Source organism: Domibacillus sp. 8LH, assembly GCF_038806185.1.
In the GTDB taxonomy this organism is placed as follows: domain Bacteria; phylum Bacillota; class Bacilli; order Bacillales; family Domibacillaceae; genus Domibacillus; species Domibacillus indicus_A.
The window spans coordinates 104,741-131,740 of record NZ_JAVJNG010000007.1; the positions used below are offsets into that span (position 1 = coordinate 104,741).

Below are 27,000 nucleotides of genomic sequence, written 5' to 3' on the forward strand. Positions count from 1 at the left end.
TCAGCTAAATGTACGATTTGTTCGTGTAAAAAGTTTCAGTTCAGTCAAAACATTTCTTTTGAAGATTCAGTTCCGGGCAGAAAGAATTGTAAGATCGTCTCCGCCTGTTCCACTGACCACAACGTCTGCGGAGCCAGCGGGGTTTTGTTCACGCATATACACTTTCTCTGCCGGCATCCACAACTCCTCCCAAAGATGCCGTTTTTCCTCGCCGTCCCGCTCAATCCCACGCTCGAGCCGGAGTTCTTCCGGGCTTTCCACCCATATTTTAAAGTGATAGTAAGGCAGAAGAGGCCGAACCATTGTATAGCAGCCTTCTACAATCACAAATCCGCCTGCCGGCACATCGTGTGCTTCTGCAAGCTGGTCCGTTTCCCAGTCATATCGTTCATACCGGGCCGGCTTGTTTTGACTGAGCGGTTTTAACACCTGTTCTTCGAGACGCTTTAAATCCCAGCCGCCTCCAATTTCGCTGCTTCGCCTGCTCGACAGCGCATAAAAATCATCCGCATGAACAATTACGGCTCCGCTGCCAAGTGATTGCTGCAAGGCGCGGGCGAGCGTACTTTTTCCAGCACCGCCTCCGCCATCAATCGCAACCAGATAGGTGTGCTGTTCTTTCTTGCTAAATAAAGCGGTTAATCCATTGATATCCATAAAAAACCCCCTCCCCCTAGGAATTATACCTTATCTCTTGACGGAAAACCGTTTACCCCCTAAACTAAATGTAAGAAGTTTAGGGGGTAAACAATATGGAGAAACAGCTGCGTGAAGCGGTGGAATTGTTTGAGGAAGTGATCGTTTACGGAACCGAGCGAATCCTTAAGTCGATTGACGATCCGATTGTGCATGAATTTTCACCGGAACAAATTCAAATGATGAAAATTATCGAAAAGCATGGGCCCATTACATCAGGCAGACTGGCGGTGATGCAGGGGGTGCATAAAAGTGCTATTTCCAATCGCATGAAAAAGCTGGAGGAAAAAGGACTGATCCAAATGGTGAGATCAGAAAGCGATCAGCGGACAAAATGGGTAGAGCTGACGGAGGAAGGCCGGGAATTTATTCAAAAAACGAGAGAATGTGTTTCAGACTTTATTTCTTCGCTCCTATCCAGTCATATTGATGAACAGGAAGTGGAGCAGTTTGTGAATATGTTCCGCAAGCTAAAAGAAATTATAAAGATAGGTGAGGATCATAGATGAGAAGGATCATTCAATGGCGCTGGCCGATTTTTGTCAGCCTGCTCGTTTTAACAGCCGCCCTGTTTTTACTGGCGCCTAATTTATCCAAGCAGGCTGAACAGGCGGGGTCATTCCAGCTGCCAGGTGACGCAGATTCACAGCGGGCAGCCGACCTGCTTGAGCAGGCTGGAGCTGGAGAAGAAACCATTTCGCTTGTTTTCCAGCTGGATCAGCCGCTTACGGAACAGGCGCAGCAGTCCATTGCCGAAAGTGTAGCATCCCTTAAGAAAATGGACGGTCCGATTACAGATGTAATGGATCCGTTTGAAAGTGAAGAAATAAAAAAGCAGCTTGTATCAAAGGATCAAAAAACTGTTCTTGTGCCGGTTACAGTGGATGGAACGCAGGATCAGATTAATCGTCTGGCCGATGAAATCCGCGCGGAAGTACTGCCGGATGATTTGACTGCATACGTAACGGGCGAAGCCATCATCAATAATGATGTCAATAAAAGCTCGCAGGAAGGGCTTAAGCGGACTGAGCTCATTACAGTTGGGTTGATTTTCGTTCTGCTTTTAGCTGTTTTCCGGTCGATTGTCACACCGCTTATTCCGCTTGCGGCTGTCGGCTTTACGTACCTGCTCAGCCAGTCACTTGTGGCATTTTTCATCGACTGGTTTGGATTTCCTGTTTCAAACTATACTCAGATTTTTCTTGTCGCGGTGCTGTTCGGAATTGGAACAGATTACTGCATTTTGCTGCTCAGCCGGTACAAAGAAGAGCTGCAGGCAGGTCATTCGGTTGAAGACTCAATCGTGAATACGTACAAAACAGCCGGACGTACGCTTTTGGTCAGCGGCATTGCTGTTTTTATCGGCTTTTCGGCGATCGGCTTTGCGGATTTCCCAATTTTCAAGTCAGCAGTCGGCGTTGCCGTGGGGATTGCCGTGCTTATTGTTGTGCTGTTTACCCTTGTGCCGTTTTTTATGGCTGTTTTAAGAGAAAAGCTATTTTGGCCGTCGAAGAAGCCTGCTTCCCATGACGACAGCAAGCTGTGGGCCTGGTTCAGCAAATTATCTGTTCACCGTCCGCTTCTTTCTATGCTTATTGTTGCCGTTATTACCGTACCGCTTCTGTTTACCTATGACGGCAAGCTTTCATTTAACACGGTAGATGAGATTGGCAGTAACTATGAATCTGTGAAAGGACTAGATGCGATTGCGGAAGGGTTTGGCAGCGGCGATTCACTTCCAGTTACCGTGCTCATAAGTGGGAAAGAAGATATGGCAACTGAAGAAACGGTTCCGTATCTTGAATCCATCAGTAAAGATATTTTAAAAGTCGATGGTGTAAAGTCGGTGCGGACCCTTACCCGGCCAACGGGTGAAGCACTTGATGAGCTATATGTAGATAACCAGCTAGGCACACTGACAGATGGTCTTGTGGATGCGAGAGACGGCCTGCTGCAAGTGCAGGATGGCCTTGCGGATATTCAAAACGGATTAACACAGGCAGAGGGACAGATTCCATCTGGAAGTGAAGCTGCTTCTGGTGCAGAAGGGCTGCAGCAGGCAGCATCGGGCATCGGGCAGGTCAACGAACAGATCGGCCGTATTTCTGCCGGCATTGAGCAGTCGGGCAATGCAGAGCAGGCAGCTGCCCGGCTTGGAGCTGTGCAGCAGCAGCTTGGCAAAATCGGCCAGGGAATCAATGCAGCGGCAGGAGAACTTGAAGGAACTGCCGGTCAGGTCGGCCAGCTTGGCGGAGGACTATCCCAGCTTGCCTCTGGAGTAGGGGATGCAAACGATGGGCTGACAGAGATTGCACAAGGTCTTACAAAAGCCGCTCAGACGACCCGGTCTATGAGCCAATCGAAAAGTGTCCATGATACCGGTATCTATATTCCTGACGGTACATTGGAAAGAAAAGAATTTAAAGATGTGCTCGACCGCTATACAGTAAATGACGAAAAAACGATTAAACTGGAAGTAGTGCTGTCTGAAGACCCGTATTCTTCTCAAGCGATTGACAGCATAGAGGAAGTGAAGCGGGCTGTGAAACGGGCATCCATTGACACCCCGTTTGAGGGAGCAACATTTGCTTACAGCGGCATTTCCAGTGTAAACAGTGATTTAAAAGATATTTCATCGAACGATTTCAGTCGTACAGCAATCATTATGCTTGCCAGTTTGTTTATTGTACTGACGCTGCTGTTCCGTTCGGTTATTATGCCGCTTTACATGATCGGTTCGCTGCTTTTAACATATTATACATCCGTTGCTGCAGCAGAATTAATTTTTGTAAATGGGCTTGGCTATGACGGCGTCAGCTGGGCCGTTCCGTTTTTCGGATTTGTGATGCTGGTGGCGCTCGGTATTGACTATTCGATTTTCCTCCTTGACCGTTTCAGGGAAGAAGCGCGGGATGGTGTCAGCGTTCAGCAGGCGATGTCTGTGTCCATGGCTAAAATGGGCACTGTGATTATTACGGCAGCGATTATTTTGGCCGGCACCTTTGGCGCGATGATGCCGTCTGGTGTGCTCAGCCTAGTTCAAATCGCGACAATCGTGATTACAGGACTTCTCCTGTATGGACTCATTGTTCTGCCGCTGCTCATTCCGGCGGTGACCGTCTCCTTTAACCAGGGAGTCTGGTGGCCATTCAAGCGAAGATAAAAAAGCTGCTCCGCTATGGCGGAGCAGCTTTTTTGCTTAATCAATAATAACGTGCTGAAAGTCTGTCATTTTTTTGTCACGGCGGAAACTGTCAGCAGACATGCCGATCATTTTCTTAAATACCTTGCTGAAATAGTTCGCATTGTCATAGCCGGTTTGAAGAGCGATTTCATGAATGGTTTTGTTTGTGGTCGTTAATAGCTCCATCGCTTTTTGCATGCGGACTTTAGCCAAGTGCTGAATGGGTGTTGTGTTCATATATTTATGAAACTTGTTTGTAAAGTAATACTTGGAAAGCCCCGCATGATGGGCAATCTCATCAAGAGACAGCGGCTGGTCGTAATGGGAGGCCATAAATTGCAGGGCCGTCCGAATGTCATCCGGAATGCTTGCTTTTGGCTGGTCCAGTCCTTTGGCAAACCGGTATAGTCCCATAATAAATTCGTAAGCACGGGCAGAAGACGTAAACGTGTCTTCAATACCTTCTTTCAGGGCAAATTGATAGATTTTCTGCAGCAAAAAAACAAGTGGAGAGGCGTCTTCGAGCTGAACAATCGGGCCGAGCTCGTTTCTTAACTGAGTCCAGCATTCTTTTGCTTTCGTTCCTTCCAGTGTAATAAAGAGAAACTCCCATTCTGGACTTTCCGCCGGCAGGTAGTAGCAATGGTCACTTGGAACCTCTACGATAAAGGCCTGCCCCGGCCGGACCGCCATCGTCCGGTCTCCGACCTGGATTTCTCCCCAGCCCTTAACGGTATATTGAAAAATAAACGTATTATGGTCGTTCGGCCGCATGCGCCCGTCCCAATAGTAATCGGTGGAGGTGCGTTTTTCAAAGCCGATCGAAGCAATGCGGGCTGAATCTGTTAAAGGTTCCTTTGAATGATGATAAACAAAACTATGATGAGGATCATCTGGGAGTGAGAACAATATATTACCCCGTTTCCGATTTTATTTACCATTGTTCGAAAAATGAAAGCGTTATATTATTTGGTATAAGAAATACATTAATTAAAATTTACTAAAATTTCAACATGAACTTTTAATGGAGGCGGGCAAATGAAAAAAATTACGTTTATTGGCGCAGGAAGCACAATTTTCACGAAAAATGTGTTAGGTGACTGCATGATGTCCCCGGCACTTCAGGACTTTGAATTTGCACTATTCGATATTGATGAAAATCGCCTGTCAGAGTCGGAAGTATTGCTTAAGGCACTGAAGAATACGCTGAAGTCGGGTGTTACGATCAACACGTACACAGACCGGAAGGAAGCACTGAAAGATGCCAAATATGTAATCAACGCTATTCAAGTTGGAGGCTATAAGCCAAGTACGGTCATCGATTTTGAAATCCCGAAAAAATACGGCTTGCGCCAGACGATCGCGGACACCATCGGTATTGGCGGCTTGTTCCGGGCGCTGCGCACCATCCCGGTGATGCTTGATATTGCAAAAGATATGGAAGAGGTGTGCCCGGATGCATGGCTTCTAAACTACACCAATCCGATGGCTACATTAACAGGTGCTGTTTCCCGCTACACAAATGTAAAAATGGTTGGGCTTTGCCACAGCGTGCAGGTATGCACAAAAGATCTGCTGAAAGATCTCGGCATCCCGCATGAAAATGTTGAAGAGCGCATCGCCGGCATTAACCATATGGCATGGCTTCTTGAAATTAAATCCAATGGCAGAGATTTATACCCGGAAATTAAAAGAAGAGCAAAAGAAAAGCAGCAAACGAAGCATCATGACATGGTGCGGTACGAGCTGATGGATAAATTCGGCTTTTATGTGACGGAATCTTCTGAACATAATGCTGAATATCATCCGTTCTTTATTAAAGAAAAGTATCCAGAGTTGATTGACCGCTTCAACATCCCGCTTGATGAGTATCCACGCCGCTGTGAAGAACAGATCGACAACTGGCTGAAAACAAAAGAAGAGCTGATGAATGACCAAAACTTAACACACGAACGCTCTCACGAATATGGCTCGCGTATTATTGAAGCGATGGAAACGAACGAGCCGTTTGTATTTGGCGGAAATGTGTTAAATACGGGCGGACTTATTTCAAACCTTCCGGAAAAAGCGGTAGTAGAAGTGCCGTGTATCGCCAATCGAAACGGTATTACTCCGGCTTATATGGGTGAACTGCCTGAACAGCTGGCGGCGCTGAACCGCTCTAACATTAATACGCAGCTGTTAACGATTGAAGCAGCGATTACAAAATCGACAGAAAAGATTTATCAGGCAGCCATGCTTGACCCGCACACAGCAGCAGAGCTGTCGATGGACGACATTATCAGCTTGTGTGATGACTTGATTGAAGCACATGGTGACATGCTGCCGGAATACCAATCCTCTAAACAGCCGATCAGACAGTGAAACTGTCTGATTTTTCAAAAAAATATTTTGTAAGCGCTTATCATCCATGGTATGATCGTTTTGAAGAGTAAAATTTACTAAACGATCAGTGAGGGATGCCACATGGTAACAATCAAAGATATTGCTAAACGAATAAATGTATCTCCTTCAACCGTATCGAGAGTGTTGAATCACGACGAAACACTTTCCGCTTCTCCGGAAACAAAACAAAAGATTTTTGACACAGCAAAAGAGTTAAATTACCGGACGGTTAAAAGCAGACGGCTGCAAAGCCAGCCAAAGAAACAGGAAAGTTTGAAGCATGAAACGGTTAATATTGGTATGGTGCTTTTGCAAACAAAAGAAGAAGAAGCAAGTGATCCCTACTGGCTGTCTATCCGGGAAGGAATCGAAAAAGAATGTGCAGTTCGGGGGATCAGCTCATTAAAGCTGATCCGCCTTCAGCATATGGTAAAAGCAAGAGAGAAACTGGCTGAGCTTGATGGGCTTCTTGTCGTTGGCCGGATCGACTATCTGATTTTGCAAACCATTCGCGAGTACAACCGCAATATTGTGCTAATTAACCAGGATGCTTATGAAGATCAATACGATTCAATCATTTTTGATTACCAAAAAGCCGCCAGCCAGGCAATGGATCACCTGGCGGCACAGGGATATGAACGGATCGGCTATATTGGCGGCACAGAGCGAATTTCCGTCGAACAGGAGCAGTCATTAAAAAAAATTTATACGCCCGATGCAAGGAAAACGATTTACGAAAGCAAAATGAAGGAACGCGGCTTGTATGACCCAAGCCTGCTGTTTGTTAAAGAGTATTCTATTCAGTCCGGCTACGATTTGATGAAAGAAGCCATTAAGCAGGGAAACGTGCCGGACGCTTTTTTCATTGCCAGCGATTCGATGGCCATTGGCGCGATGAGAGCGCTTCACGAAGCCGGTGTTCAGGTGCCGGATGACGTTGCGATTGTCAGCTTCAACGATATTGAAATGGCTCAATTTACATCTCCACCGCTGACCACCGTTAAAATACCGACTGAAGAAATGGGAAGGCTCGGTGTCCGAATTATGCTTGACCGGCTGGATGGCCGGGACATGCCCATTAAAATTATGGTGCCAACAACGCTGGTTGTCCGTGAAAGCTGCGGAGCACTGCGCCAGCAGGAACGACAATAATATTCAATGAAAATCGGAGGGAATTCCATGAAAAAACGAGTCACCTTATCTGTTCTTTCTTTATCTGCCATGATGGCTTTGTCGGCTTGCGGCAAGGACAGCGCAGAGGGCGGCGGCAGCGGAGAACAAGTGAAACTGACGATGATGTCGACGGCCACAACAAAAGCAGACCAGCAGATTTTCAAGGAAATCGTAGCAGATTTTGAAAAAGCGCATCCGGAAATTGATATTGAAGATACGTATCCAGGCGACGGCTATGAAGACTTGGCTCGCGTTAAAATGGCAGCGGACGACATGCCGGACCTGTTTGATACGCATGGCTGGGCGAAAAGCCGGTACGGAGAGTACACAGAGGATTTAAGCGGGATGGATTGGGTGAAAAACCTGGATGAAGCGATGAAGCCAATCGTAACCGATGACGCAGGAAAGGTACATGCGTACCCGGTCAATCAGGCACTGGATGGAATGACCTACAACAAAACGCTGTTAGACAAGTATGGAATCAAACCGCCAAAGACATTTGATGAATTGATGGCGGCGCTTGAAGAAGTAAAAAAGAAAAGCAAAGGAGAAGTGGTGCCATTCTGGCTCGGTGGCTCTGACAAAAGCCAATTCGGCCAGTACTTTGATGAATTCGCTACACCTCTTCTTATTACAGATAAAGAAAACAGTCATGGTGAAGCGCTGCTCGACGGCTCATTTGACTGGTCCAACTACACGTACCTGCCTGAAAAGCTGAAAGAAATGAATGATAAAGGGCTGTTAAACAAAGACGTGCTGACGGCTCAGGTAACACAGGGTGCTGAATTGATGGCACAAAACAAAATTGCCTTCACGATGCTGAATGGATCAGTCGGGCGTGAAGTATCCGAATTAAATCCAGAGGTCCAAGTCGGCACGATTCCGGTACCGGCTATTCATGAAGGAGACTCACCAAGCTGGATTGGCGGTGAGCGCCATACATTTGCCATCTCGAAAAATTCTGAGCATAAGGAAGAAGCAAAGCAGTTTATTGAATACCTGACTCAGCCGGAAGTGGCTAAAAAGCTGGCAGAAGGCACATCTCTTCCAGACGCACTGACAAATGTAGATGCAGACAACTATTTCGCCGAATTTTACAAAGAGTATGAAGGCACGCAAATTCAGCCGTACTTCGACCGTGTCTACCTGCCAAGCGGCATGTGGGATCCAATGGGAGCAACCGGCCAGGAGCTGGTCGCTGGAACGATGAAGCCGAAACAGGTATCCGAGAAAATGGAAGAGGAATACAAGCGTTTAAGAGCGGAATAAGGGCCGGAACAGGGAGGCGGGCAGCTGCTTCCCTGGCCGACCGGCTCGTAAAGGAGATGGATAAAAAATGGCCGAGCTGACGAAAGTACCCGAAAAAACAAGCATGAAAACAAAAAGCGCCAAGTTGAAAAGAAGCCGCCGGGAATCGTCTCTTTGGTGGATGTATCTGCCCAGTGTCCTGATTGTTGTTTTGTTTATTGTATATCCGTTTATAGATGGAATTCGTATTTCCTTTACCAACTGGAACGGGTTTTCACAAACGTACGATTACATTGGGCTTGATCAATATAAGCGTATGTTCGCTGATCCTGACACATGGCTTGTTGTAAAAAATACATTGCTGTACGGCATAGGCAGTACGATTTTACAAAACATTGTCGGGCTGGGTTACGCTTTATTGCTCAATCACAATTTAAAAGTACGCTCTTTCACACGAACGGTTATTTATCTGCCTGTTATTATCAGCCCGCTTATTATGGGCTACATCTGGTATTTCTTCTTTGCGTTTCAAGGAGGAGCATTAAATGATATTTTCCTTCTATTTGGAAAAGAGCCGATTAACGCGCTCGGCAACCCCGCTGTAAACCCGTATATTATTGTTTTTGTGAACACTTTCCAATTCGTCGGTATTGCCATGATTATCTATTTGGCAGGACTGCAAAGCATTTCAAAAGATTATTACGAAGCAGCGAACATCGACGGAGCAACCGGCTGGCAAAAGTTTAAAAACATTACGATTCCGCTTCTTATGCCATCTATTACTATTAATATGGTACTGAATATTATTGGCGGATTAAAGCTGTTTGATGTAATCGTCGCTTTGACAAATGGCGGACCGGGGAATGCTTCCCAGTCGATGTCTACTTTTATGTACAATCTTTATTTTTCACGCCAGGATGCAGGCTATGCGGCGACCCAGGGGGTTTTAATGGCGGTTATTATTTTAGTCATCAGCATGGCGGCGCTCATCTACTTTAAACGAAAAGAGGTTGAAGCATAATGGAACACATATCTTCAAGAACAAAATGGCTGCTGACCGGGCTCGCTCTTGTCATTACGCTTTTTCACCTCGTCCCGTTTTATATACTGATCACCACATCGCTGAAAAAAGTGGGGGATTTTACGTCAAAATGGGCGTTTCCCACTTCCTTTGATACTGAAAATTTTGTGCTTGCCTGGGAGCAGGCAAATCTCGGCAACGCGTTTATCAACACGGCGATTATTACTATTTGCTCAGCCGTTTTATTGATCTTTTTTGGCTCAATGGCGGCGTATGCATTGGCACGCCGGACAACAAAGCTGAATAAATATGTGTACATGCTGTTTGTTGGAGTGATGGTAATTCCACCGCTAACAGCACTTGTACCCCTGTACCGGCTTGTTGTCGATGTCGGCTTGATGAACACCCACCTTGTTGCGATCTTAAATAACGTGGCAGCTTTTATGCCGCTGACGATTTTCCTTTATGCCGGCTTTATCCGTTCGACGATTCCGAAAGAATTGGAAGAAGCAGCGCGAATCGACGGAGCGAGTACACTTGGTGTTTTTTTCAGGGTTGTATTCCCGCTTTTAAAGCCAATTACGGCGACGGTGTTAATCATTTCCTCCGTTTATATTTGGAACGACTATCAATTTGCGATTTTCTTCCTGCAGGATTCGAGCGTGCAGACCTTAACGGTAGCCCTGGCTGGCTTCTTCGGACAAAATTCAAGCCAGTTGAATTTAGTAGCAGCCGCCGCCCTTATGGCTTCGCTGCCAATGGTGATTGTGTTCTTGTTCCTGCAGCGTTTCTTTATTGAAGGACTTGCAGCAGGCAGTGTAAAAGGATAATAAAAACGGCCTTCTTATGAGAAGGCCGTTCTTTTTTTGGACGAATCAGCGGGAAGCAGGCTCTTCGTTGACTGAATAAAACTACATACATCTTATTTTTCTTGTGATAATATATACGTATAAGTTATAGGGAAAAGAAACAAAACGGGGAGGTGATCGCTTGGCAACCAAACACAGCATCGTGAAACAGGCGATTCAATCGCGCATTTTGGATGGTACATTTTTGCCTCACCAAAAAATCAGTTCGGAAAGTGAGCTGATGAAGGAGTTTGGAGTCAGCCGCCACACGGTCAGGCTTGCAATAGGCGATCTTGTCAACAAAGGCTGGCTTTATCGGGAGCAGGGAGCAGGCACATTCTGCGCTGACCGTCAGGCAAACGGTGCGGTTTTAGACCCGGCTGGACAGAAAAACATTGCCCTTATTACAACGTATATTTCAGATTATATTTTTCCGTCCATTATTCGAGGTGCGGAATCTGTATTAAGCGAGCAGGGCTATCATGTTACACTTTTCAGCACAAACAACAATCATCAAACAGAACGGGAGATTTTAGAGAAAATACTGTCCGGTTCATTTGATGGAGTGATTGTTGAGCCAACCAAAAGTGCATTCAGCAATCCGAATATCAACTATTATTTAAATTTAGAACGGCAGAACATTCCTTATGTGATGATGAATGCCTACTATGATGAGCTTGAGCCTCTTTATGTCGCAGTGGATGACGAACGAGGAGGTTTTCTGCAGACAGAGTTTTTAATTAAGCAGGGGTACCGGAATATTGCCGGGTTTTTTAAAACCGACGATATCCAGGGGGTCAAACGGATGAAAGGCTTCCTGAAAGCACATCGAAAGCACCGGATTCCCATTGAACCGCAAAATATTATTACGTATTACACCGAAGAAAAGGAAAGTAAGCCGGCTCGGGAACTGGATCAACTGCTCAAACAGCAGGGAGACGGGGCACCGGATTCTCTTGTATGCTACAATGACCAGCTGGCGCTCAGCCTGCTGAACCTTCTGCGTGAGAAAAAACTCCGTGTCCCGGACGATATCGCCATGGTTGGATACGATGACTCCTTTTTAGCGGATGTATCTGAAGTCAAGCTTACCACAGTTACACATCCGAAAAGTGATCTTGGCAGGGAAGCGGCTCGGCTCGTTTTAGAACTTGTTCAAGAGAGGAAAGGGTCAGCAGCACAAAGGGAACCAAAGCAGGAATCCATTTTATTTGAACCGGAGCTTCACATTCGGTCATCGGTTAAAATAGCAGAAGAAGCACATAAACAGTAACTTGTTTATGTGCTTTTTGTTTTTTCTACAAGTTATTGAAAAATTATCATAATAGATATTGATTATGCGTACATATTGTACTATTATGAATCTTAAGAAGTAAATATATACGTACAAGTTGAAATGAGGAGGCTTATTATGCTGGATCAATTAAAACAGGAAGTGCTGGAAGCGAATTTATCTCTTCCGAAGCATGGACTCGTTACTTTTACTTGGGGTAATGTAAGCGGTTTCGACGAAAGAGAGCAGCTCGTTGTCATTAAACCGAGCGGCATTGCGTATGACCAGCTGACTGTAGAAGACATGGTTGTCGTAGATTTGGACGGAAATGTAGTGGAAGGGACGTTAAAGCCTTCATCAGATACAGCCACGCACTTGATTCTATACAAGCATTTTTCGGGAATTGGCGGCGTGGTTCATACTCACTCTCCTTGTGCTACAAGCTGGGCGCAGGCGGGCAGAGCCATTCCGGCGCTTGGAACCACACATGCTGATTATTACTATGGAGAAGTTCCCTGTACCCGCCCGCTGACAAGGGAGGAAATTGAACAGGCATATGAAGTGGAGACCGGTAATGTCATTATTGAAACCTTTACACACCTTGATCCAAAAGCGATGCCTGGTGTTCTCGTGTACGGACATGCGCCGTTTAACTGGGGAAAAACGCCGAGCGAAGCGGTTCATAATGCAGTTGTACTGGAAGAAGTGGCTAAGATGGGCTTGAATACGTTTCAGTTGAATCCGGACACTGAGCCGATTGACCAATTTTTGCTGGATAAGCACTATTTGCGGAAACACGGAGTTAACGCCTATTACGGGCAAAAAGGATAAACCGTTATAGCGTCGTTGATAAGGGCTTCGGGACCTGACTATAAATGAACCCTTCAGCACCCGGCAAAGTCTAATGAGGAATCGTACATTATCGATTAAAAGGAAGTGGCTGAATGATGAATAAGCTGGATCTAATAAAAGCTGATATCGCTAGCAGTCGAACAGCTTTAGGTATTGAGTTTGGTTCTACTCGTATCAAGGCCGTTTTGATTGATTCTAATCACTCACCCATAGCTTCTGGAAGCTATGAATGGGAGAATCGTTTGGAAGAGGGAATATGGACATATTCTCTTAATGACATCTGGAAAGGTCTTCAAACAAGTTATCAAGAGATGGCAAATGAAGTGAAAGAAAAGTATGGAGTAACCCTTCAAAAGGTTGGTGCCATTGGCTTTAGTGCGATGATGCACGGCTATATGGCGTTTAATAAAGACGGAGAGCTGCTGGTTCCATTCCGTACATGGAGGAACTCGATCACTGAACAGGCAGAAAAAGAATTAACAGCCCTTTTTAATTATAATATCCCGCAAAGATGGAGTATCGCTCATTTATATCAAGCGATTATAAATGGAGAAGAACATGTAGAAAATATTGATTTCTTCACAACATTAGCTGGCTATATCCATTGGAAACTGACCGGCAAAAAAGTTTTAGGGGTTGGAGATGCTTCTGGTATGTTTCCAATTGATATGGAAACAAAGGATTACGATACAAGGATGATTCAAGCTTTTGATGATTTGATCATTGAAAAGAATTATCCGTGGAAATTAGAAGAGATTTTACCGCAGGCGATGCAAGCGGGTGATGAAGCCGGGCAATTATCAGAAGATGGCGCCAAGCTATTAGACGTGAGTGGCAGCCTTCAAGCTGGCATTCCGCTTTGTCCTCCAGAAGGCGACGCAGGAACGGGCATGGTCGCAACCAACAGTGTTGCCCAGCGTACAGGAAATGTTTCAGCAGGAACGTCAGTGTTTGCGATGATCGTGCTGGAAAAAGAATTGAAAAAGGTTTATCCAGAAATCGACCTCGTGACCACGCCTTCTGGAAGCTTAGTTGGTATGGTTCACGCGAATAACTGTTCCTCTGACATCAATGCCTGGATAAAGCTGTTCGAAGAGTTTTCAGAAGCCCTGGGTTATCAAGTAAATAAGGATAAACTGTTTGAAGTCTTGTTCAATAAGGCTCTTGAAGGGGATAAGGATTGCGGAGGACTACTGTCTTACGGTTATTATTCTGGTGAGAATATTACAGGAATGAGAGAAGGCCGGCCGTTATTCGTCCGTTCGCCAGAAAGCAATTTTAACCTTGCAAACTTTATGCGTGTACATTTATTTTCGGCACTTGGCACTTTGAAAATCGGAATGGACATTCTTTTACATGAAGAAAATATTGGGATCGACAAGATTTTGGGACATGGAGGTCTGTTTAAGACCAAAGGTGTTGGACAGAAGATTATGGCCGCAGCCATGAATGCGCCTGTATCTGTTATGGAAACTGCTGGTGAAGGCGGTGCTTGGGGAATTGCGCTGCTTGCATCTTTTACAGCTAATAAAGAAGAAAATGAATCATTAGAAGAGTATCTGGATAAAAAGGTATTTGGCGACAATGTCGGCGTGGAAGTAGAGGCAGACGAAGAAGATGTGGAAGGTTTTGAAGCCTTTATGGATCGTTATAAACAAGGACTTAGCATTGAGCAAGCCGCTATTGATCATTTACTCATTCAGAAGAAGGTAGTAGAGCAGCTGGTTTAAAGAAAAAGTTTCTTAGGCCGGTCTTGAATGAATCAAATATATTGAATGCACCTGTTAGGGGCGAAAATAACTCAAGGGAGCGAGAAGTATGTTAGCAATAGATAAGAAAGAATTTTGGTTTGTTACAGGAAGCCAGCACTTGTACGGAGAAGAAGCGCTGCAAGAAGTTCAGAAAAATTCAGAGGAAGTCGTAAATGGACTAAATGGAGAGGCTGAGCTGTCTTACCCGATTGTTTTTAAGGAAGTACTGACAACATCCGGAGATATTCACCAGTTGATGCAGCAGGCGAACAGCGATGAAAACTGTGCCGGCATCATTACCTGGATGCATACTTTTTCTCCGGCGAAAATGTGGATTGCTGGTTTGAAAGCGCTGCAAAAGCCGCTTCTTCATCTGCATACACAGTTTAACCGTGAGATCCCGTGGAGCAGCATTGATATGGACTTTATGAATCTAAACCAGGCGGCACATGGAGATCGTGAGTATGGATTTATCGGTACACGTATGCAAATTGGCCGCAAAGTCATTGTCGGCCACTGGCAGGATGAGTCAGTTAAGAAAAGCGTAAGCGACTGGATGAATATCGCCGCCGCGGTAACAGAGGGGCCGAATATCCGGGTTGCCCGCTTTGGTGACAATATGCGGAACGTAGCCGTTACGGATGGTGACAAAGTAGAAGCGCAAATTAAATTCGGCTGGGTCGTAGACTATTATGGCATTGGTGATCTTGTAGAAGAAGTGAATAACGTCACACAGGACCAAATCGATTCTCTTTATGAAGAATACAAGCAGCAATATATATTTGAAGAAAGTGACGATATTTGCGCGGCGATCAAAGAACAGGCACGAATCGAGATCGGGCTGCGTTCGTTCTTGGAACGGGGAAATTATAACGCGTTCACAACAAACTTTGAAGATTTGCACGGCATGGAGCAGCTGCCAGGCCTTGCTGCACAGCGGCTGATGGCAGATGGCTACGGATTTGCCGGTGAAGGCGACTGGCGTACAGCCGCTCTGCTCCGCATGATGAAAATCGCGGCAGGCAACAAACAGACATCGTTTATGGAAGATTATACGTATCATTTAGAAGCCGGCAATGAAATGATTCTTGGCTCGCACATGCTTGAAGTATGCCCGACTGTTGCCGCCTCGAAACCGCGTATTGTTGTGAATCCATTGTCCATTGGAGGCAAAGCAGACCCGGCCCGCCTTGTGTTTGATGGGATGAGCGGCCAGGCAGTTAACGCATCACTTGTTGAGATGGGCGGGCGTTACCGGCTGATCGTCAATGTGGTAGATGCGGTTGAGTCACCGCAGCAAACGCCGAATCTGCCGGTTGCTAAAGTCCTGTGGAAGCCGCAGCCGTCTTTGAAAACAGCCACTGAATCCTGGATTTACGCAGGCGGAGCCCATCACACTGTTCTTTCATTCGCTGTCAGCGCTGAGCAGCTGTATGATTTTTCAGAAATGGCCGGCATTGAATGCATTATCATTGATAAGGACACAAAAACTTCCCAGCTTCGCAACGAGCTGAAGTGGGGAGAAGCAATCTGGAAGTAAACAAAAGGGAGAGGCTGTCTCATTCGTGGGCCGGCCTTTTTTCTCATAAGGAAAGGAATGGACATTATGACAGGCACCATTAATGGCATCAATATAAAAGAATTTACGCTTTCAAATAAAAATGGCATGACTGTGTCGTTTTTGGATTATGGCTGTATCATTACGAAAATCGTTGTGCCGGACCGGGAAGGAAAGCTGGAAAACGTTGTAATCGGCTATGAGAATGCAGATCGTTATGTTCAAAATCCATGGTATTTGGGAGCGGTAATTGGCCGGTTTGCCGGACGGATCGGCAGCGGATCGTTCAAGCTGGACGGAAAAACGTATACACTTGAACAAAACGATGGAAATAATCATCTGCATGGCGGCAAATCCGGTTTTGACAAAGTAGTTTGGAAATCGGAATGTATAGCAGGCGGTGTCCGGTTTACCCATGAAAGTCCTGATGGGGAAGGCGGATATCCGGGGAATGTGAAAGCAGTGGTTACGTACACGCTGAATGATGAGAACGAATTTGCGATTCATTACGAAGCGGTCTCGGACCAGCCGACTCTTCTCAATATGACCAACCATACGTATTTTAATTTAAGCGGCGATTTAAAGCGAGATATTACCGACCACGTGCTCCAGCTCGACAGCGACCGGTATGGGGAGCTGAATGAGGAACTTCTGCCGACCGGCATGCTGCGGCCGGTTGAAGGCACGGCTTTTGACTTCCGCCGCGGCCAGCCGATTCGAGCCGGTGTAGAGTCAGAGGATCCGCAGAACAAGCTGGCGGGTGAAGGGTATGATCATCCATTCTTGTTAAACGGGCAGGAGGATATCGTCTTATCAGATGAGGGAAGCGGCCGTGTGCTGCGCATGAAAACGGACCAGAACTGTGTTGTTTTATATTCTGGCACGCAAATAACAGACGGAGAAAAACTGGATGGCGGAATTTCCCGAAAGTATGCAGGTCTTTGTCTTGAAACACAGGGGCTGCCAGATTCTGTTCACCAGCCGCACTTTCCGCAAAGCATTATCCGTGCAGGAGAAACGTATACAGCCCACACGATTTATCAATTTAGCATCCAATAATGTTAAAAAGCGGACGTTTCATGTGAAATGTCCGCTTTTTCTCAAGTGCTTATAAATAGTAAAGTTTAAATACAATATCCTGGGCATGATTTCCGAATTTTTTTCCAAAAAGGGTAGCGCCTCCAACATGTTCGGCATCTTCCTTCACTTCGATTCGAAACGTCCATCTGTCACAGGTCGTATCCAAGTCTTCCACAGAAAGATCGGATAACGGGTCGCCATCAATATATGTGCCGTGTTTGGTAATCCGGATTGTCTTCAACAGTCCATATTGATTAATGTTATGCGGCCACCAGTCGGGCGTGTATTTTCCTCGTGTATCCGCAAAATCGCCAGGACTTACCCACGTGCCCAGCTCGATTCCATTCAAAGTAAATGTAATGTCTGAAGGCCAGACATCGTTAGAAAAAGGAAATTCCGAAGATAGTTCCAACGCAATCTCCAACTGCTGCAATGTTTCACCCGGTTTTAAAAAGTTGGCTGTATTATATTGAACAAACCCTTGGGTAAACCAGAGAATTTCTGCATCCACCCGCTGCGGATCCATAAAATACTGCGGTTCATCCACCCGGCCGATAAATTCTTTTTCCGTTGCAAGCCCGCACGTCGGCTTTACATTGAAATCAGTGTAGTGGCCGATCGGAATGGAAGACTCATACGAAGCAAACGAGTGAAAGATCTTTTTCGGAAAGTTAATCTCAATATGATCAACTTTTAAGATGGAGATTTTTTGCTGACCGGATTTTCCGGGCACCTTTTCCGTTTTAATGATTCCTGCTTCTTCGAGCTTTTTAATATGTTTGGTGACGATAGGGCTGCTGATGCCGAGTTCCTCAGCCAGCTCTTTAATATTCATCTTATTCCGTGAAAGCAGCTGAATGATCTTTAAGCGGACTTCGCTTGCCAGCGCCTCATAAACAACGAGCGAAGAGCTGTCGATTTCTAATTGCATAAGCACTCCTTCTTTCTGTCGGAACTATGATTAACATAAACAATAACTTTATAATGATTAATTAAAACATAAAATAATTAAAAAGTTAATTATTTTTTTATTTATATTTTTTTAGCTATATAATTAACATATTTATTAATCAAATAAAAATAATCAAATGCACAATTTATCAATAAGTTATTGACAGCGTTTTCAGTATAGGGCTATAATATGACTAAGTTAATTGATTAAAGGCCGAAAATCAATTGTCTAAACAGAAATGGGACGAATGAGGAGGAGAACATTTTGAAAAAAAGCTTTAGCCTTTCGTTGATCATTGTTTTTCTTGTAACAACCATTTTGGCGGGGTGCAGCGGCAGTGATAAAAATACCATCACATTTTGGACACCGCTGACCGGAGAAGACGGTGCGTACATGGATGAGCTTGTTAAAGCCTATAACGAAACAGATCCAGAAATTAAAGTAAAACATGTTGTAACAGCGGATATGTACACAAAAATGTCTACTGTCTTAAATTCTGGCAAAGGCGTACCGGATCTATCTATTATTCATGCAGACCGTGTACCAGGCTTTGTTAAACAAGATGTATTAAAACCGATGACCGATATTATCTCTTCAAAAGAAGGGTTAAAAGAAGAAAACTACCTGCTGCAGGCCTGGTCATCCGGCAACATCGACGGAACACAGTATACAGTACCACTCGATATCCACAGCAGCGCCATGTACTACAACAAAGATCTGCTTGAAAAATACAATGCGACAAGTTTTCTGGATGATAATGTCGTAACGATCGACGAAATGCTTTCTCTGCAAGGCAAACTTGATAAAGGCGACTATGTTGTCAACGATGCACTTCTTGGCTGGGTGATCTTAGCGCAGATCCAAAACTTCAATGGAGACATTCAAGAAAACGGCAAACCGGCAGTTAACACAGATGTAATGAGAAAAGCACTTGAATCTGTAAAAAGCTTGAATGATGCGGGAATCATGACGCCGTACGGGGAAGATGGATATCTAATGTTCCAATCCGGCAACGTATTATTCTCAACGGATGGAACGTGGAGCTCTACTGCTCACGCAGATGTTGAAGGGTTGAACTTCGGCGTCACAAATGTGTACTCCCCTACTCCTGAGAAGTTTACAAACAGAGCATCTTCGCACTTGTTCGCGATGCTGAAAAATGAAGAAAGAACAGAAGAAAAAGAAAAAGGGATTGCCGACTTCCTTGATTTTATCCGCAAAAATTCAATTAAATGGGCGGAAGCCGGCCAGATTGTAGCGAGTAACGAAGTAAACCAAAGCCCAGAATACAAGAAATTTACGCAGTCTTTCTTTACATCAAATGAAAAAGAAACACAGTCGCTTCATATTTACACATATGAATATTATCCGTATGTGGCTGAAGCGGTAGACACTTATGCGCCAGACATTGTCCGCGGTGAAACGGATATCGATAAAGGCCTGAAAACGATGCAGAAATTTGTTGAGGATAAGATTTCAGAAGGCGACAACGGAGCAGCAAAGTAGAAAGTAACAGGTGATGTGCCCGATTGCGGCACATCCCTTTTCTAAAAGGAGAACTGAAAGCCTATGAATAAAAAACTGAACGCAACCCCTCTTTTCTTTGTAGGTCCGCATGTGATTTTGTTTGCTGTTTTTATTTTCCTGCCGACTATTTACGGTATTTATGCTTCATTTACTCAGTGGAATTTAATGAGTGATCCCGTATGGGTAGGGCTGGAGAATTACCGGACGATTCTCTTTGATCAAGAATCGACCTTTCATGTTCAATTCACAAACGGCTTGAAAAATACCTTGATTTTCGTTCTTCTGAGCGTACCGCTGCTGATTGTTATTCCATTAATGATTGCTGTGGCGCTGGAACATAAAGCAGTAAAAATGAAAAGCCTGATCCAGTCCGTTATTTATATACCGGGTTTGATCTCTATTTCTGCTGCCGCTCTGATCTGGTCATTGATTTTTAATAAGCAGCTGGGCATCACCAATAATGTATTCGGTTCCGAAACGGTCTGGGCTGCAAACCAGCCGTATGCCTGGCTGATCATTATTGTTTTGACAGTATGGGGCGGTGTAGGTGGAAATATGATTATCTACCGTGCTTCGATTAACGGAGTATCAAAAGATTTATATGAATCAGCAGATATTGATGGCGCTGGACCGATTCGGAAATTTTTCAGCATTACACTGCCATCTATTCGTTTCCCGCTTATTTACACGTTTGTTATGACGACTGCCGGTGCTTTTAACGTTTTCGGCCAGCCGCTTATGATGACAGATGGAGGCCCGCATCAAAGTACAGCCGTGTTAATGATGTACATCCGCCAGCTGGCATTTGGGCATGGAGAGTCGATTGCAGGGATGGCTTCAGCGATGGCTGTTTTGTTGGGGCTGGTTATTTTGGTGATTTCCGCATTGCAATATTTTATCATGAACCGGAATGCGGCTTAAATGTTTGATCATGAGCTGGAACTACAGAATAGAAAGGCAGGGAAGCAAGATGTCAAAGCATGCAACGATTTCTAAAGAGATGGGAAGAAGCGCCGTTCGCATGAAGCCTGGAAAAATAAGTGTCTCCAAGTATTTAGCGTATTTGTTTTTAATCGCCGTTTGTGTGATTTGGGCCATTCCCGTTTTATTTGGGATTACTACATCGTTTCGTTCCCAGACAGAAGTGGTATCTACCGGATTCAGCCTGCTGCCGGTCAACTGGATCGTCGATAACTACGTAGTCGTTTTGCAAAACACATCCACGGCGCCGATCTTACGATGGCTTTTAAACTCAATGTTTATTGCAACAATGCATACACTCCTGGTGATTGTTGTAATTTCCATTACCGGCTATGGCTATTCCCGCTTGAACTTTAAAGGAAGAGATACATTATTTTTCACTCTTCTCGGTATTTCCTTTTTTCCAGGCGTCGTCAATCTGATTCCTTCCTATAAGATTATTGATGCACTTGGATGGGTGAATACAGCCTGGGCCATGATCATTCCGGGTCTTGCAGGTATGGGAAATATCTTTCTTGTCCGACAGTTTATGAAAGGGATTCCAAAGGAGCTTGATGAATCAGCCCGGGTAGACGGCGCCAGTGAATTTAGAATTTACTACTCGATTATCCTTCCTTTGATTAAGCCAGTATTAATTGTTTGCGGACTGTTTTCGTTTACCGGGTCGTGGAATGACTTTCTCTGGCCGGTTATCGTGTACACCGATGTAGAAAAAATGCCTGTTACAGCTGGTCTTCTGTTGCTTCAGGACATTTACGGAAATTACCGGATGATCGGGCAGCTGATGAGCTCGGCGATATTGGCCATTATTCCGACATTGCTTTTGTTTATATTCGCGCAAAAATACTTTGTTCAATCTATTAACTTGAATTCCGGCGTAAAAGGATAAGGATCAAAAATTTGGTTTAAAAGGTGAGGAACACATATGAACAGAGGATTAGAAAGAAAGCTGCTGACAGCAGGCTCCCTGTGGAATGCATTTACAGCGATTGTAACGATTTTCGGCTATTCAACCTGGTTTAAAACAACAGGGGCACAGGGGCTTCAAGGGGCTTCTGTTGAAAATGCAATGGCGGGCGCAACGTTACTGGACAATGTATCAAAAGTGATTGTGACGTTTGGTTTGTTTATTTTTGTCGGGGCTATTATCAACTTTTTGATTGCCAGAAGCATAAAAGACAACGCCATTCAGCCGAAAATCGTCGTTTGGATTGCTTGCTGGGGCATCTTGCAGCTGCTTGTGATGGATGTAGTCGGATTTGTCCTCTTTTTACTTGCGTTCATTGTTTACTCAGCCAAAAACAAAGCGATTAAACTGTCCCGGCAGGCTTACTAGAAAAGAACTGAACACGTACTGAATGAAAAAGGAGAGATTGGGATGACCAACGTTGTACTCAATACCGATGTAACAAAAGGAACAATCAATAAAAACATTTACGGACATTTTGCTGAACACCTTGGCCGCTGTATTTATGAAGGAATCTGGGTAGGAGAAGACTCTTCGATCCCAAATACAAACGGCATTCGCAACGATGTGCTGCAGGCATTAAAAGACATTCGCATTCCGCTGCTTCGCTGGCCGGGCGGCTGTTTTGCAGATGAATACCACTGGCGTGATGGAGTCGGACCCCGTGAAGGGCGGAAGCATATGATCAATACACACTGGGGCGGTGTGGTGGAAAACAACCATTTTGGTACACACGAGTTTATGATGCTGTGTGAGATGCTTGAATGCGAGCCTTACATTTGCGGCAACGTCGGCAGCGGCAGCGTGCAGGAAATGTCAGAGTGGATTGAATATATGACATTTGACGGCGAGTCGCCAATGGCCAACTGGCGCAGGGAAAATGGCCGTCAGGAACCGTGGGACTTAACGTATTTCGGCGTAGGAAATGAAAACTGGGGCTGCGGCGGCAATATGCGTCCGGAATACTATGCCGATTTATACCGCCGTTTTCAAACGTTCGTCCGCAACTACGGCGATAATAAAATTTACCGCATTGCCGGTGGTGCCAACGTCGATGATTACAACTGGACTGAAGTGCTGATGCGTGAAGCGGCGCCGTTTATGGATGGGCTGAGCCTTCACTATTACACGATTCCAGGTGACTTCTGGAAAGGAAAAGGCTCTGCGCTTGATTTTGAAGAATCAGAGTGGTTCGTGACAATGAAAAAAGCATTACATATGAACGAGCTCATTACACGCCATTCAACGATCATGGATAAATATGATCCTGACAAGCGTATCGGCATGATTATTGATGAGTGGGGTACATGGCTTGATGTGGAGCCGGGTACAAACCCAGGTTTCTTATACCAGCAGAATACGATCCGCGATGCGCTTGTGGCGGCCGTGCACTTCCATATCTTCCACAATCATGCGGACCGCGTGCAGATGACCAATATTGCTCAAACCGTAAATGTTCTGCAGGCGATGGTGCTGACGGATAACGAAAAAATGCTTCTTACACCGACTTATCACGTATTTGATATGTATAAAGAGCACCAGGGAGCACAGCTCCTTGATGTAAGTGTTGACAGCGGAACGTATGAAATGGAAGGGGATGTGCTTCCACAAGTAAGTGCAACAGCATCGAAAAATGCAGATGGCGTTATTCATCTCAGCTTGTATAACATTGACCACCAGCACCCAGCTTCCGTTTCTATTGATATCCGGGGTATTGCTGGCGGCTCTTTATCTATTGAAGGACGCATGTTAACAGCAGATGAAATGAATGCGCATAACACATTCGAAAATCCGGAACGCGTAAAGCCAGAAGCGTACACTGACTTTACAGTGGAAAACGGCCAATTAACGGCACAGCTGCCGAACATGTCTATTATCCAGCTCACAATCCACTCTTAAGGAGCGTGCAAGATGAAAGCGACTATGATTGTTGAAAAAGATTTTAAAATCGCAGAAATCGATAAACGGGTATACGGTTCATTTATTGAACATTTGGGGCGTGCTGTATACGGCGGTATTTATGAACCGGATCACCCTGAAGCGGATGAGCACGGGTTTCGCCGCGACGTGATCGATCTCGTAAACGAATTGCAGGTACCGCTTGTCCGTTATCCGGGCGGCAACTTTGTATCCGGCTACAACTGGGAAGATGGGGTTGGTCCTAAAAGTAAGCGTCCGAAAAAATTGGAGCTTGCATGGCGCGCGCTTGAAACAAATGAAATTGGTACAAATGAATTTATGGAATGGGCAAAGCGGGCTGGCACAGACGTTAATATGGCGGTGAATCTGGGAACGCGCGGTATTGATGCAGCCCGAAACCTGGTGGAATACTGTAATCATCCAGGCGGCTCTTTTTATAGTGATCTACGCATCTCGCACGGCGTAAAAGACCCTTATAACATTAAAACGTGGTGTTTAGGAAATGAAATGGATGGCCCCTGGCAAATCGGGCACAAAACCGCACACGAGTACGGTCGTCTTGCCGCAGAAACGGCTAAAGCAATGAAGTGGGTAGATCCAACGATAGAGCTTGTTGCCTGCGGCAGCTCGCACCGGAACATGCCGACATTTGCTGAATGGGAAGCGACAGTGTTAGATCATACGTACGAGCATGTGGAGTTTATTTCACTTCACCAGTATTACGGCAACCGCGATAACGACCTTCAAAACTACCTGGCTCAAACGATGGAAATGGATGACTTTATTCGCTCGGTTATTTCGATTGCCGATTACATTAAAGCGAAAAAACGGAGCAAAAAGCAGATTCATCTTGCTTTTGATGAGTGGAATGTATGGTATCACTCGAATGAGCAGGATAAGAAGCTGGAGCCATGGACTGTCGCACCGCCTCAGCTCGAAGATATTTATAACTTTGAAGATGCACTGCTTGTAGGCGGCATGCTCATTACCATGCTCAAGCACGCCGACCGATTAAAAATCGCCTGCCTGGCACAGCTTGTGAATGTCATCGCACCAATTATGACCGAGCAAAACGGGTCAGCCTGGAAACAAACGATCTATTATCCGTTTATGCATGCATCTGTATACGGACGCGGCATAGCGCTCCATCCGATTGTTTCGTCACCGAAATACGACAGTAAGGATTTTACTGACGTACCTGTGCTTGAATCAATGGCGGTATACAACGATGAGCAGGATCAGCTGACTATTTTTGCGCTGAACCGCGAGGTAAGGGAGCCGCTTCAGCTTGAATGTGATATTCGCAATTTTGAAGGCTATGAGGTGGCAGAGCATATTGTGCTTGAAAACGGCGGCAACGTGAAACAGTCGAATTCCGCCGGTTCTGCACCGGTTAAGCCCCACTCAAACGGTGATGCTTCGATTGACGGCGGCACTGTCACAGCATCGCTTCCAGCGCTTTCCTGGAATGTAATCCGCCTGCAAAAAAGAGGAGAAAGAGGATGAAGATCGAGCCGATTGTTGTGGAACGGGATGCGTTTCAACAATGTGCGGAGTACCTGAAGTCGAAGAGCTGGACCAGCGTGCTGCTTATTGCCGATCAGTATACACAAAAAGCAGCCGGTCATGATCTGACAGAACAGCTGATCCAGGCAGGGATCAACGTAAAGACGTGTCTCATTGAGCCGGATGATCATGGTGATGTTAAAGCAGATGAAATCTCTCTTGTGCAGGCACTTATTGCGATTGATCAAAGCCTGGATGCACTCCTGGCTGTTGGGGCAGGAACCATTCATGATATTACCCGGTTTTGCAGCGACAAAACTGGAGTTCCATTCATTTCGATTCCGACTGCTCCGTCTGTGGATGGATTTACATCGGTTGGTGCACCGCTCATCGTCCGTGGAAAGAAAACAACCTTTAAAGCCGCGTCACCGGCGGCGCTTTTTGCGGATATTGGCGTCTTAACCGCTGCGCCGCCTGAAATGATTGCAGCCGGTTTCGGCGACATGACGGCAAAGTTCACGTCACTTGCGGACTGGCGGTTCAGCCATTCAACAGCAGGCGAGCCTTATTCGGAAGAAGCGGCAGTCATAACAGAAAAAGCCTTATGGCAATGCGTTCATCATGTGGAGCAAATTGCTGCAAAAGAAGAAGAAGGCATCCGGATTTTAATGAATGCGCTCATTGAATCCGGGAAAGCGATGCTCTTGTTTGGGCAATCGCACCCAGCTTCTGGAGCAGAGCATCATTTGTCGCACTTTTGGGAGATGGAATTTATCCGAACAGGGCGCCCGCAAATTTTGCACGGCGCGAAAGTAGCAGCAGCGACGGTGCTCATTGCTTCTATCTATAAAAAATACCAATCAGAAATTGAAAAAGCAGGAGCAGATGTAACAACGCCCGATCCGAATTTTATTGCTGAGCTGTTAAAACGTGTAGGGGCTCCGGTTTCACCGGCTGACCTTCATATTGAAGAAGGCCTTGTAGCCTCCAGCCTTCAACACGCCCACAGGCTGCGGGACCGTCACACGATGCTCCGATTTTTAAATGAACAACATATCAAATTTGAAAGAGAGGTGCTCCAATGACTGTTTATGAAAACCCGCTGCTGTTAAAGCAGGCAGATCCGTTTATCTATAAACATAAAGATGGTTTCTACTATTTTATTGCATCAAGTCCACAGTTTGACCGTATTGAATTGCGGCGTTCAACGACTATTGATGGTCTCCGTACAGCAAATGCTGTAACCGTCTGGACAAAGCATGAGGAAGGTCCGCTAAGCTGCCTGATTTGGGCACCGGAGCTTCATTATATAGAAGAAAGCTGGTACATTTATTTTGCAGCGGCTCCAAGTGAAAAAGCACATCCGGAGCATAAAACATTTCAGCATCGCATGTATGTGATTGAAAATAAGGGTGAAAATCCATTAGAAGGCGAATGGGAAGAAAAAGGGCAGATTAAAACGAACTGGGAGTCATTTTCACTGGATGCGACTGTATTCGAGCATAAAGGCACATACTTCTATGTCTGGGCACAAAAAGATCCAGCTATTCTAGGAAACTCGAATTTGTATATTGCGGAGATGGAAAACCCGTGGACGCTGAAAGCCAAGCAAGTGATGCTGACAAAGCCCGATCTTGAATGGGAAATGCGTAAAATTCCTGTGAACGAAGGGCCGGCTGTGCTGAAGCGGAACGGAAAAATCTTTATCACCTATTCAGCGAGTGCGACCGATGAAAACTATGCGATGGGGATGCTTGCGGCAGACAAGGAAGCCGACCTGCTTGATGCGGCGTCATGGGAAAAAGTGCAGCAGCCTGTTTTTCAAACGAGTGAACAAAACGAAAAGTTTGGCCCGGGACATAACAGTTTTACGGTTGCCGAAGACGGCATAACCGACCTGCTTGTGTACCATGCCCGCGACCATAAAACGGGCGGCGGAGAAGCGTTAAATGATGCCGGCCGGCACGCCTGCATTCAGCCGTTTCATTATGATGAAAAAGGATATCCGGTGTTCGGGGAGCCACTTCCAAACGCAGCACCGGCTTCTACTGTATAAAAAAATGTGCGCCTTTAAAGGC

Annotated in this window: 23 protein-coding genes; 20 read left to right on the forward strand and 3 right to left on the reverse strand. The window is 45.5% G+C overall.

Translation table 11 applies throughout. From position 1 onward, the window contains the following. Positions 1-66: 66 nt before the first annotated feature. On the reverse strand, positions 67-657 hold the full coding sequence (locus RG959_RS11405; protein ID WP_342797211.1) for a uridine kinase family protein: 591 nt from the start codon (positions 655-657) through the stop codon (positions 67-69). A 95-nt stretch (positions 658-752) separates the two neighbouring features. On the opposite strand from RG959_RS11405, the gene RG959_RS11410 reads away from it, so the two are divergent. Together RG959_RS11410 and RG959_RS11415 are read left to right on the forward strand one after the other, a co-directional pair. Further along, on the forward strand, positions 753-1,205 hold the full coding sequence (locus RG959_RS11410; protein WP_342797212.1) for a MarR family winged helix-turn-helix transcriptional regulator: 453 nt from the start codon (positions 753-755) through the stop codon (positions 1,203-1,205). Then, complete coding sequence (locus RG959_RS11415) at positions 1,202-3,859, forward strand: MMPL family transporter (RefSeq protein WP_342797213.1); 2,658 nt, start codon at positions 1,202-1,204, stop codon at positions 3,857-3,859. Before RG959_RS11410 ends, RG959_RS11415 begins: the two co-directional genes overlap by 4 nt. 36 nt (positions 3,860-3,895) lie before the next feature. On the opposite strand, the gene RG959_RS11420 is transcribed toward RG959_RS11415, so the two are convergent. Beyond that, positions 3,896-4,789 (reverse strand): AraC family transcriptional regulator, encoded by an 894-nt coding sequence (locus RG959_RS11420; RefSeq protein WP_342797214.1) that lies wholly within the window; start codon positions 4,787-4,789, stop codon positions 3,896-3,898. A gap of 129 nt (positions 4,790-4,918) precedes the next feature. Here RG959_RS11420 and melA point away from each other — a divergent pair, with 129 nt between their 5' ends. The 10 genes from melA (at position 4,919) to RG959_RS11470 (ending at position 17,048) form a co-directional block, all read left to right on the forward strand. Then, entirely contained in the window at positions 4,919-6,244 is a 1,326-nt protein-coding gene (gene melA / locus RG959_RS11425; protein WP_342797215.1) for an alpha-glucosidase/alpha-galactosidase, read from the forward strand. A 102-nt stretch (positions 6,245-6,346) separates the two neighbouring features. After that, the gene (locus tag RG959_RS11430; RefSeq protein WP_342797216.1) at positions 6,347-7,417 is read left to right on the forward strand and encodes a LacI family DNA-binding transcriptional regulator; all 1,071 of its coding nucleotides are present in this window, start codon (positions 6,347-6,349) and stop codon (positions 7,415-7,417) included. A 27-nt stretch (positions 7,418-7,444) separates the two neighbouring features. Beyond that, complete coding sequence (locus RG959_RS11435) at positions 7,445-8,707, forward strand: ABC transporter substrate-binding protein (protein WP_342797217.1); 1,263 nt, start codon at positions 7,445-7,447, stop codon at positions 8,705-8,707. A 103-nt stretch (positions 8,708-8,810) separates the two neighbouring features. Further along, the gene (locus RG959_RS11440; RefSeq protein ID WP_375164547.1) at positions 8,811-9,707 is read left to right on the forward strand and encodes a carbohydrate ABC transporter permease; all 897 of its coding nucleotides are present in this window, start codon (positions 8,811-8,813) and stop codon (positions 9,705-9,707) included. Next, complete coding sequence (locus tag RG959_RS11445; RefSeq protein WP_309090632.1) at positions 9,707-10,537, forward strand: carbohydrate ABC transporter permease; 831 nt, start codon at positions 9,707-9,709, stop codon at positions 10,535-10,537. Before RG959_RS11440 ends, RG959_RS11445 begins: the two co-directional genes overlap by 1 nt. A 160-nt stretch (positions 10,538-10,697) precedes the next feature. After that, complete coding sequence (locus RG959_RS11450) at positions 10,698-11,828, forward strand: GntR family transcriptional regulator (protein WP_309090630.1); 1,131 nt, start codon at positions 10,698-10,700, stop codon at positions 11,826-11,828. 138 nt (positions 11,829-11,966) lie between these two features. Beyond that, positions 11,967-12,659, forward strand: coding sequence for an L-ribulose-5-phosphate 4-epimerase (gene araD, locus RG959_RS11455; RefSeq protein ID WP_251272420.1), 693 nt, complete (start codon positions 11,967-11,969; stop codon positions 12,657-12,659). A gap of 116 nt (positions 12,660-12,775) precedes the next feature. After that, positions 12,776-14,410, forward strand: coding sequence for a xylulokinase (locus RG959_RS11460; RefSeq protein ID WP_342797239.1), 1,635 nt, complete (start codon positions 12,776-12,778; stop codon positions 14,408-14,410). A gap of 88 nt (positions 14,411-14,498) precedes the next feature. Next, complete coding sequence (araA, locus tag RG959_RS11465) at positions 14,499-15,971, forward strand: L-arabinose isomerase (RefSeq protein ID WP_342797219.1); 1,473 nt, start codon at positions 14,499-14,501, stop codon at positions 15,969-15,971. 57 nt (positions 15,972-16,028) lie between these two features. Further along, complete coding sequence (locus RG959_RS11470) at positions 16,029-17,048, forward strand: aldose epimerase family protein (RefSeq protein WP_342797220.1); 1,020 nt, start codon at positions 16,029-16,031, stop codon at positions 17,046-17,048. Positions 17,049-17,097: 49 nt separating this feature from the next. Here the strand turns inward: RG959_RS11470 and RG959_RS11475 are convergent, their stop codons facing one another. Then, a complete protein-coding gene (locus tag RG959_RS11475; protein ID WP_251272417.1) occupies positions 17,098-18,000 on the reverse strand; it encodes an ArsR/SmtB family transcription factor in 903 nt (300 codons plus the stop codon). A 282-nt stretch (positions 18,001-18,282) separates the two neighbouring features. Here RG959_RS11475 and RG959_RS11480 point away from each other — a divergent pair, with 282 nt between their 5' ends. The 8 genes from RG959_RS11480 to RG959_RS11515 all read left to right on the forward strand — a co-directional run bounded on the left by RG959_RS11480 (position 18,283) and on the right by RG959_RS11515 (position 26,978). Continuing rightward, positions 18,283-19,527 carry an extracellular solute-binding protein gene (locus RG959_RS11480; RefSeq protein ID WP_483298878.1) on the forward strand — a complete coding sequence of 415 codons (1,245 nt, stop codon included), beginning with the start codon at positions 18,283-18,285 and terminating at the stop codon, positions 19,525-19,527. Between the two features lie 63 nt (positions 19,528-19,590). After that, positions 19,591-20,469 carry a carbohydrate ABC transporter permease gene (locus RG959_RS11485; protein ID WP_309090620.1) on the forward strand — a complete coding sequence of 293 codons (879 nt, stop codon included), beginning with the start codon at positions 19,591-19,593 and terminating at the stop codon, positions 20,467-20,469. Positions 20,470-20,548: 79 nt separating this feature from the next. Beyond that, the gene (locus tag RG959_RS11490; RefSeq protein WP_342797240.1) at positions 20,549-21,418 is read left to right on the forward strand and encodes a carbohydrate ABC transporter permease; all 870 of its coding nucleotides are present in this window, start codon (positions 20,549-20,551) and stop codon (positions 21,416-21,418) included. Positions 21,419-21,454: 36 nt separating this feature from the next. Further along, complete coding sequence (locus tag RG959_RS11495) at positions 21,455-21,865, forward strand: hypothetical protein (protein ID WP_342797222.1); 411 nt, start codon at positions 21,455-21,457, stop codon at positions 21,863-21,865. Between the two features lie 42 nt (positions 21,866-21,907). Further along, on the forward strand, positions 21,908-23,395 hold the full coding sequence (locus tag RG959_RS11500; protein WP_342797223.1) for an alpha-N-arabinofuranosidase: 1,488 nt from the start codon (positions 21,908-21,910) through the stop codon (positions 23,393-23,395). A 12-nt stretch (positions 23,396-23,407) separates the two neighbouring features. Next, positions 23,408-24,922 carry an arabinosylfuranosidase ArfA gene (gene arfA / locus RG959_RS11505; RefSeq protein WP_342797224.1) on the forward strand — a complete coding sequence of 505 codons (1,515 nt, stop codon included), beginning with the start codon at positions 23,408-23,410 and terminating at the stop codon, positions 24,920-24,922. Further along, positions 24,919-26,007 carry a sn-glycerol-1-phosphate dehydrogenase gene (locus tag RG959_RS11510; protein WP_342797225.1) on the forward strand — a complete coding sequence of 363 codons (1,089 nt, stop codon included), beginning with the start codon at positions 24,919-24,921 and terminating at the stop codon, positions 26,005-26,007. The genes arfA and RG959_RS11510 overlap by 4 nt, the downstream gene beginning before the upstream one ends. Continuing rightward, positions 26,004-26,978: a glycoside hydrolase family 43 protein gene (locus tag RG959_RS11515; RefSeq protein ID WP_342797226.1), complete on the forward strand. Its 975-nt coding sequence runs from the start codon at positions 26,004-26,006 to the stop codon at positions 26,976-26,978. The genes RG959_RS11510 and RG959_RS11515 overlap by 4 nt, the downstream gene beginning before the upstream one ends. Positions 26,979-27,000 lie beyond the last annotated feature (22 nt).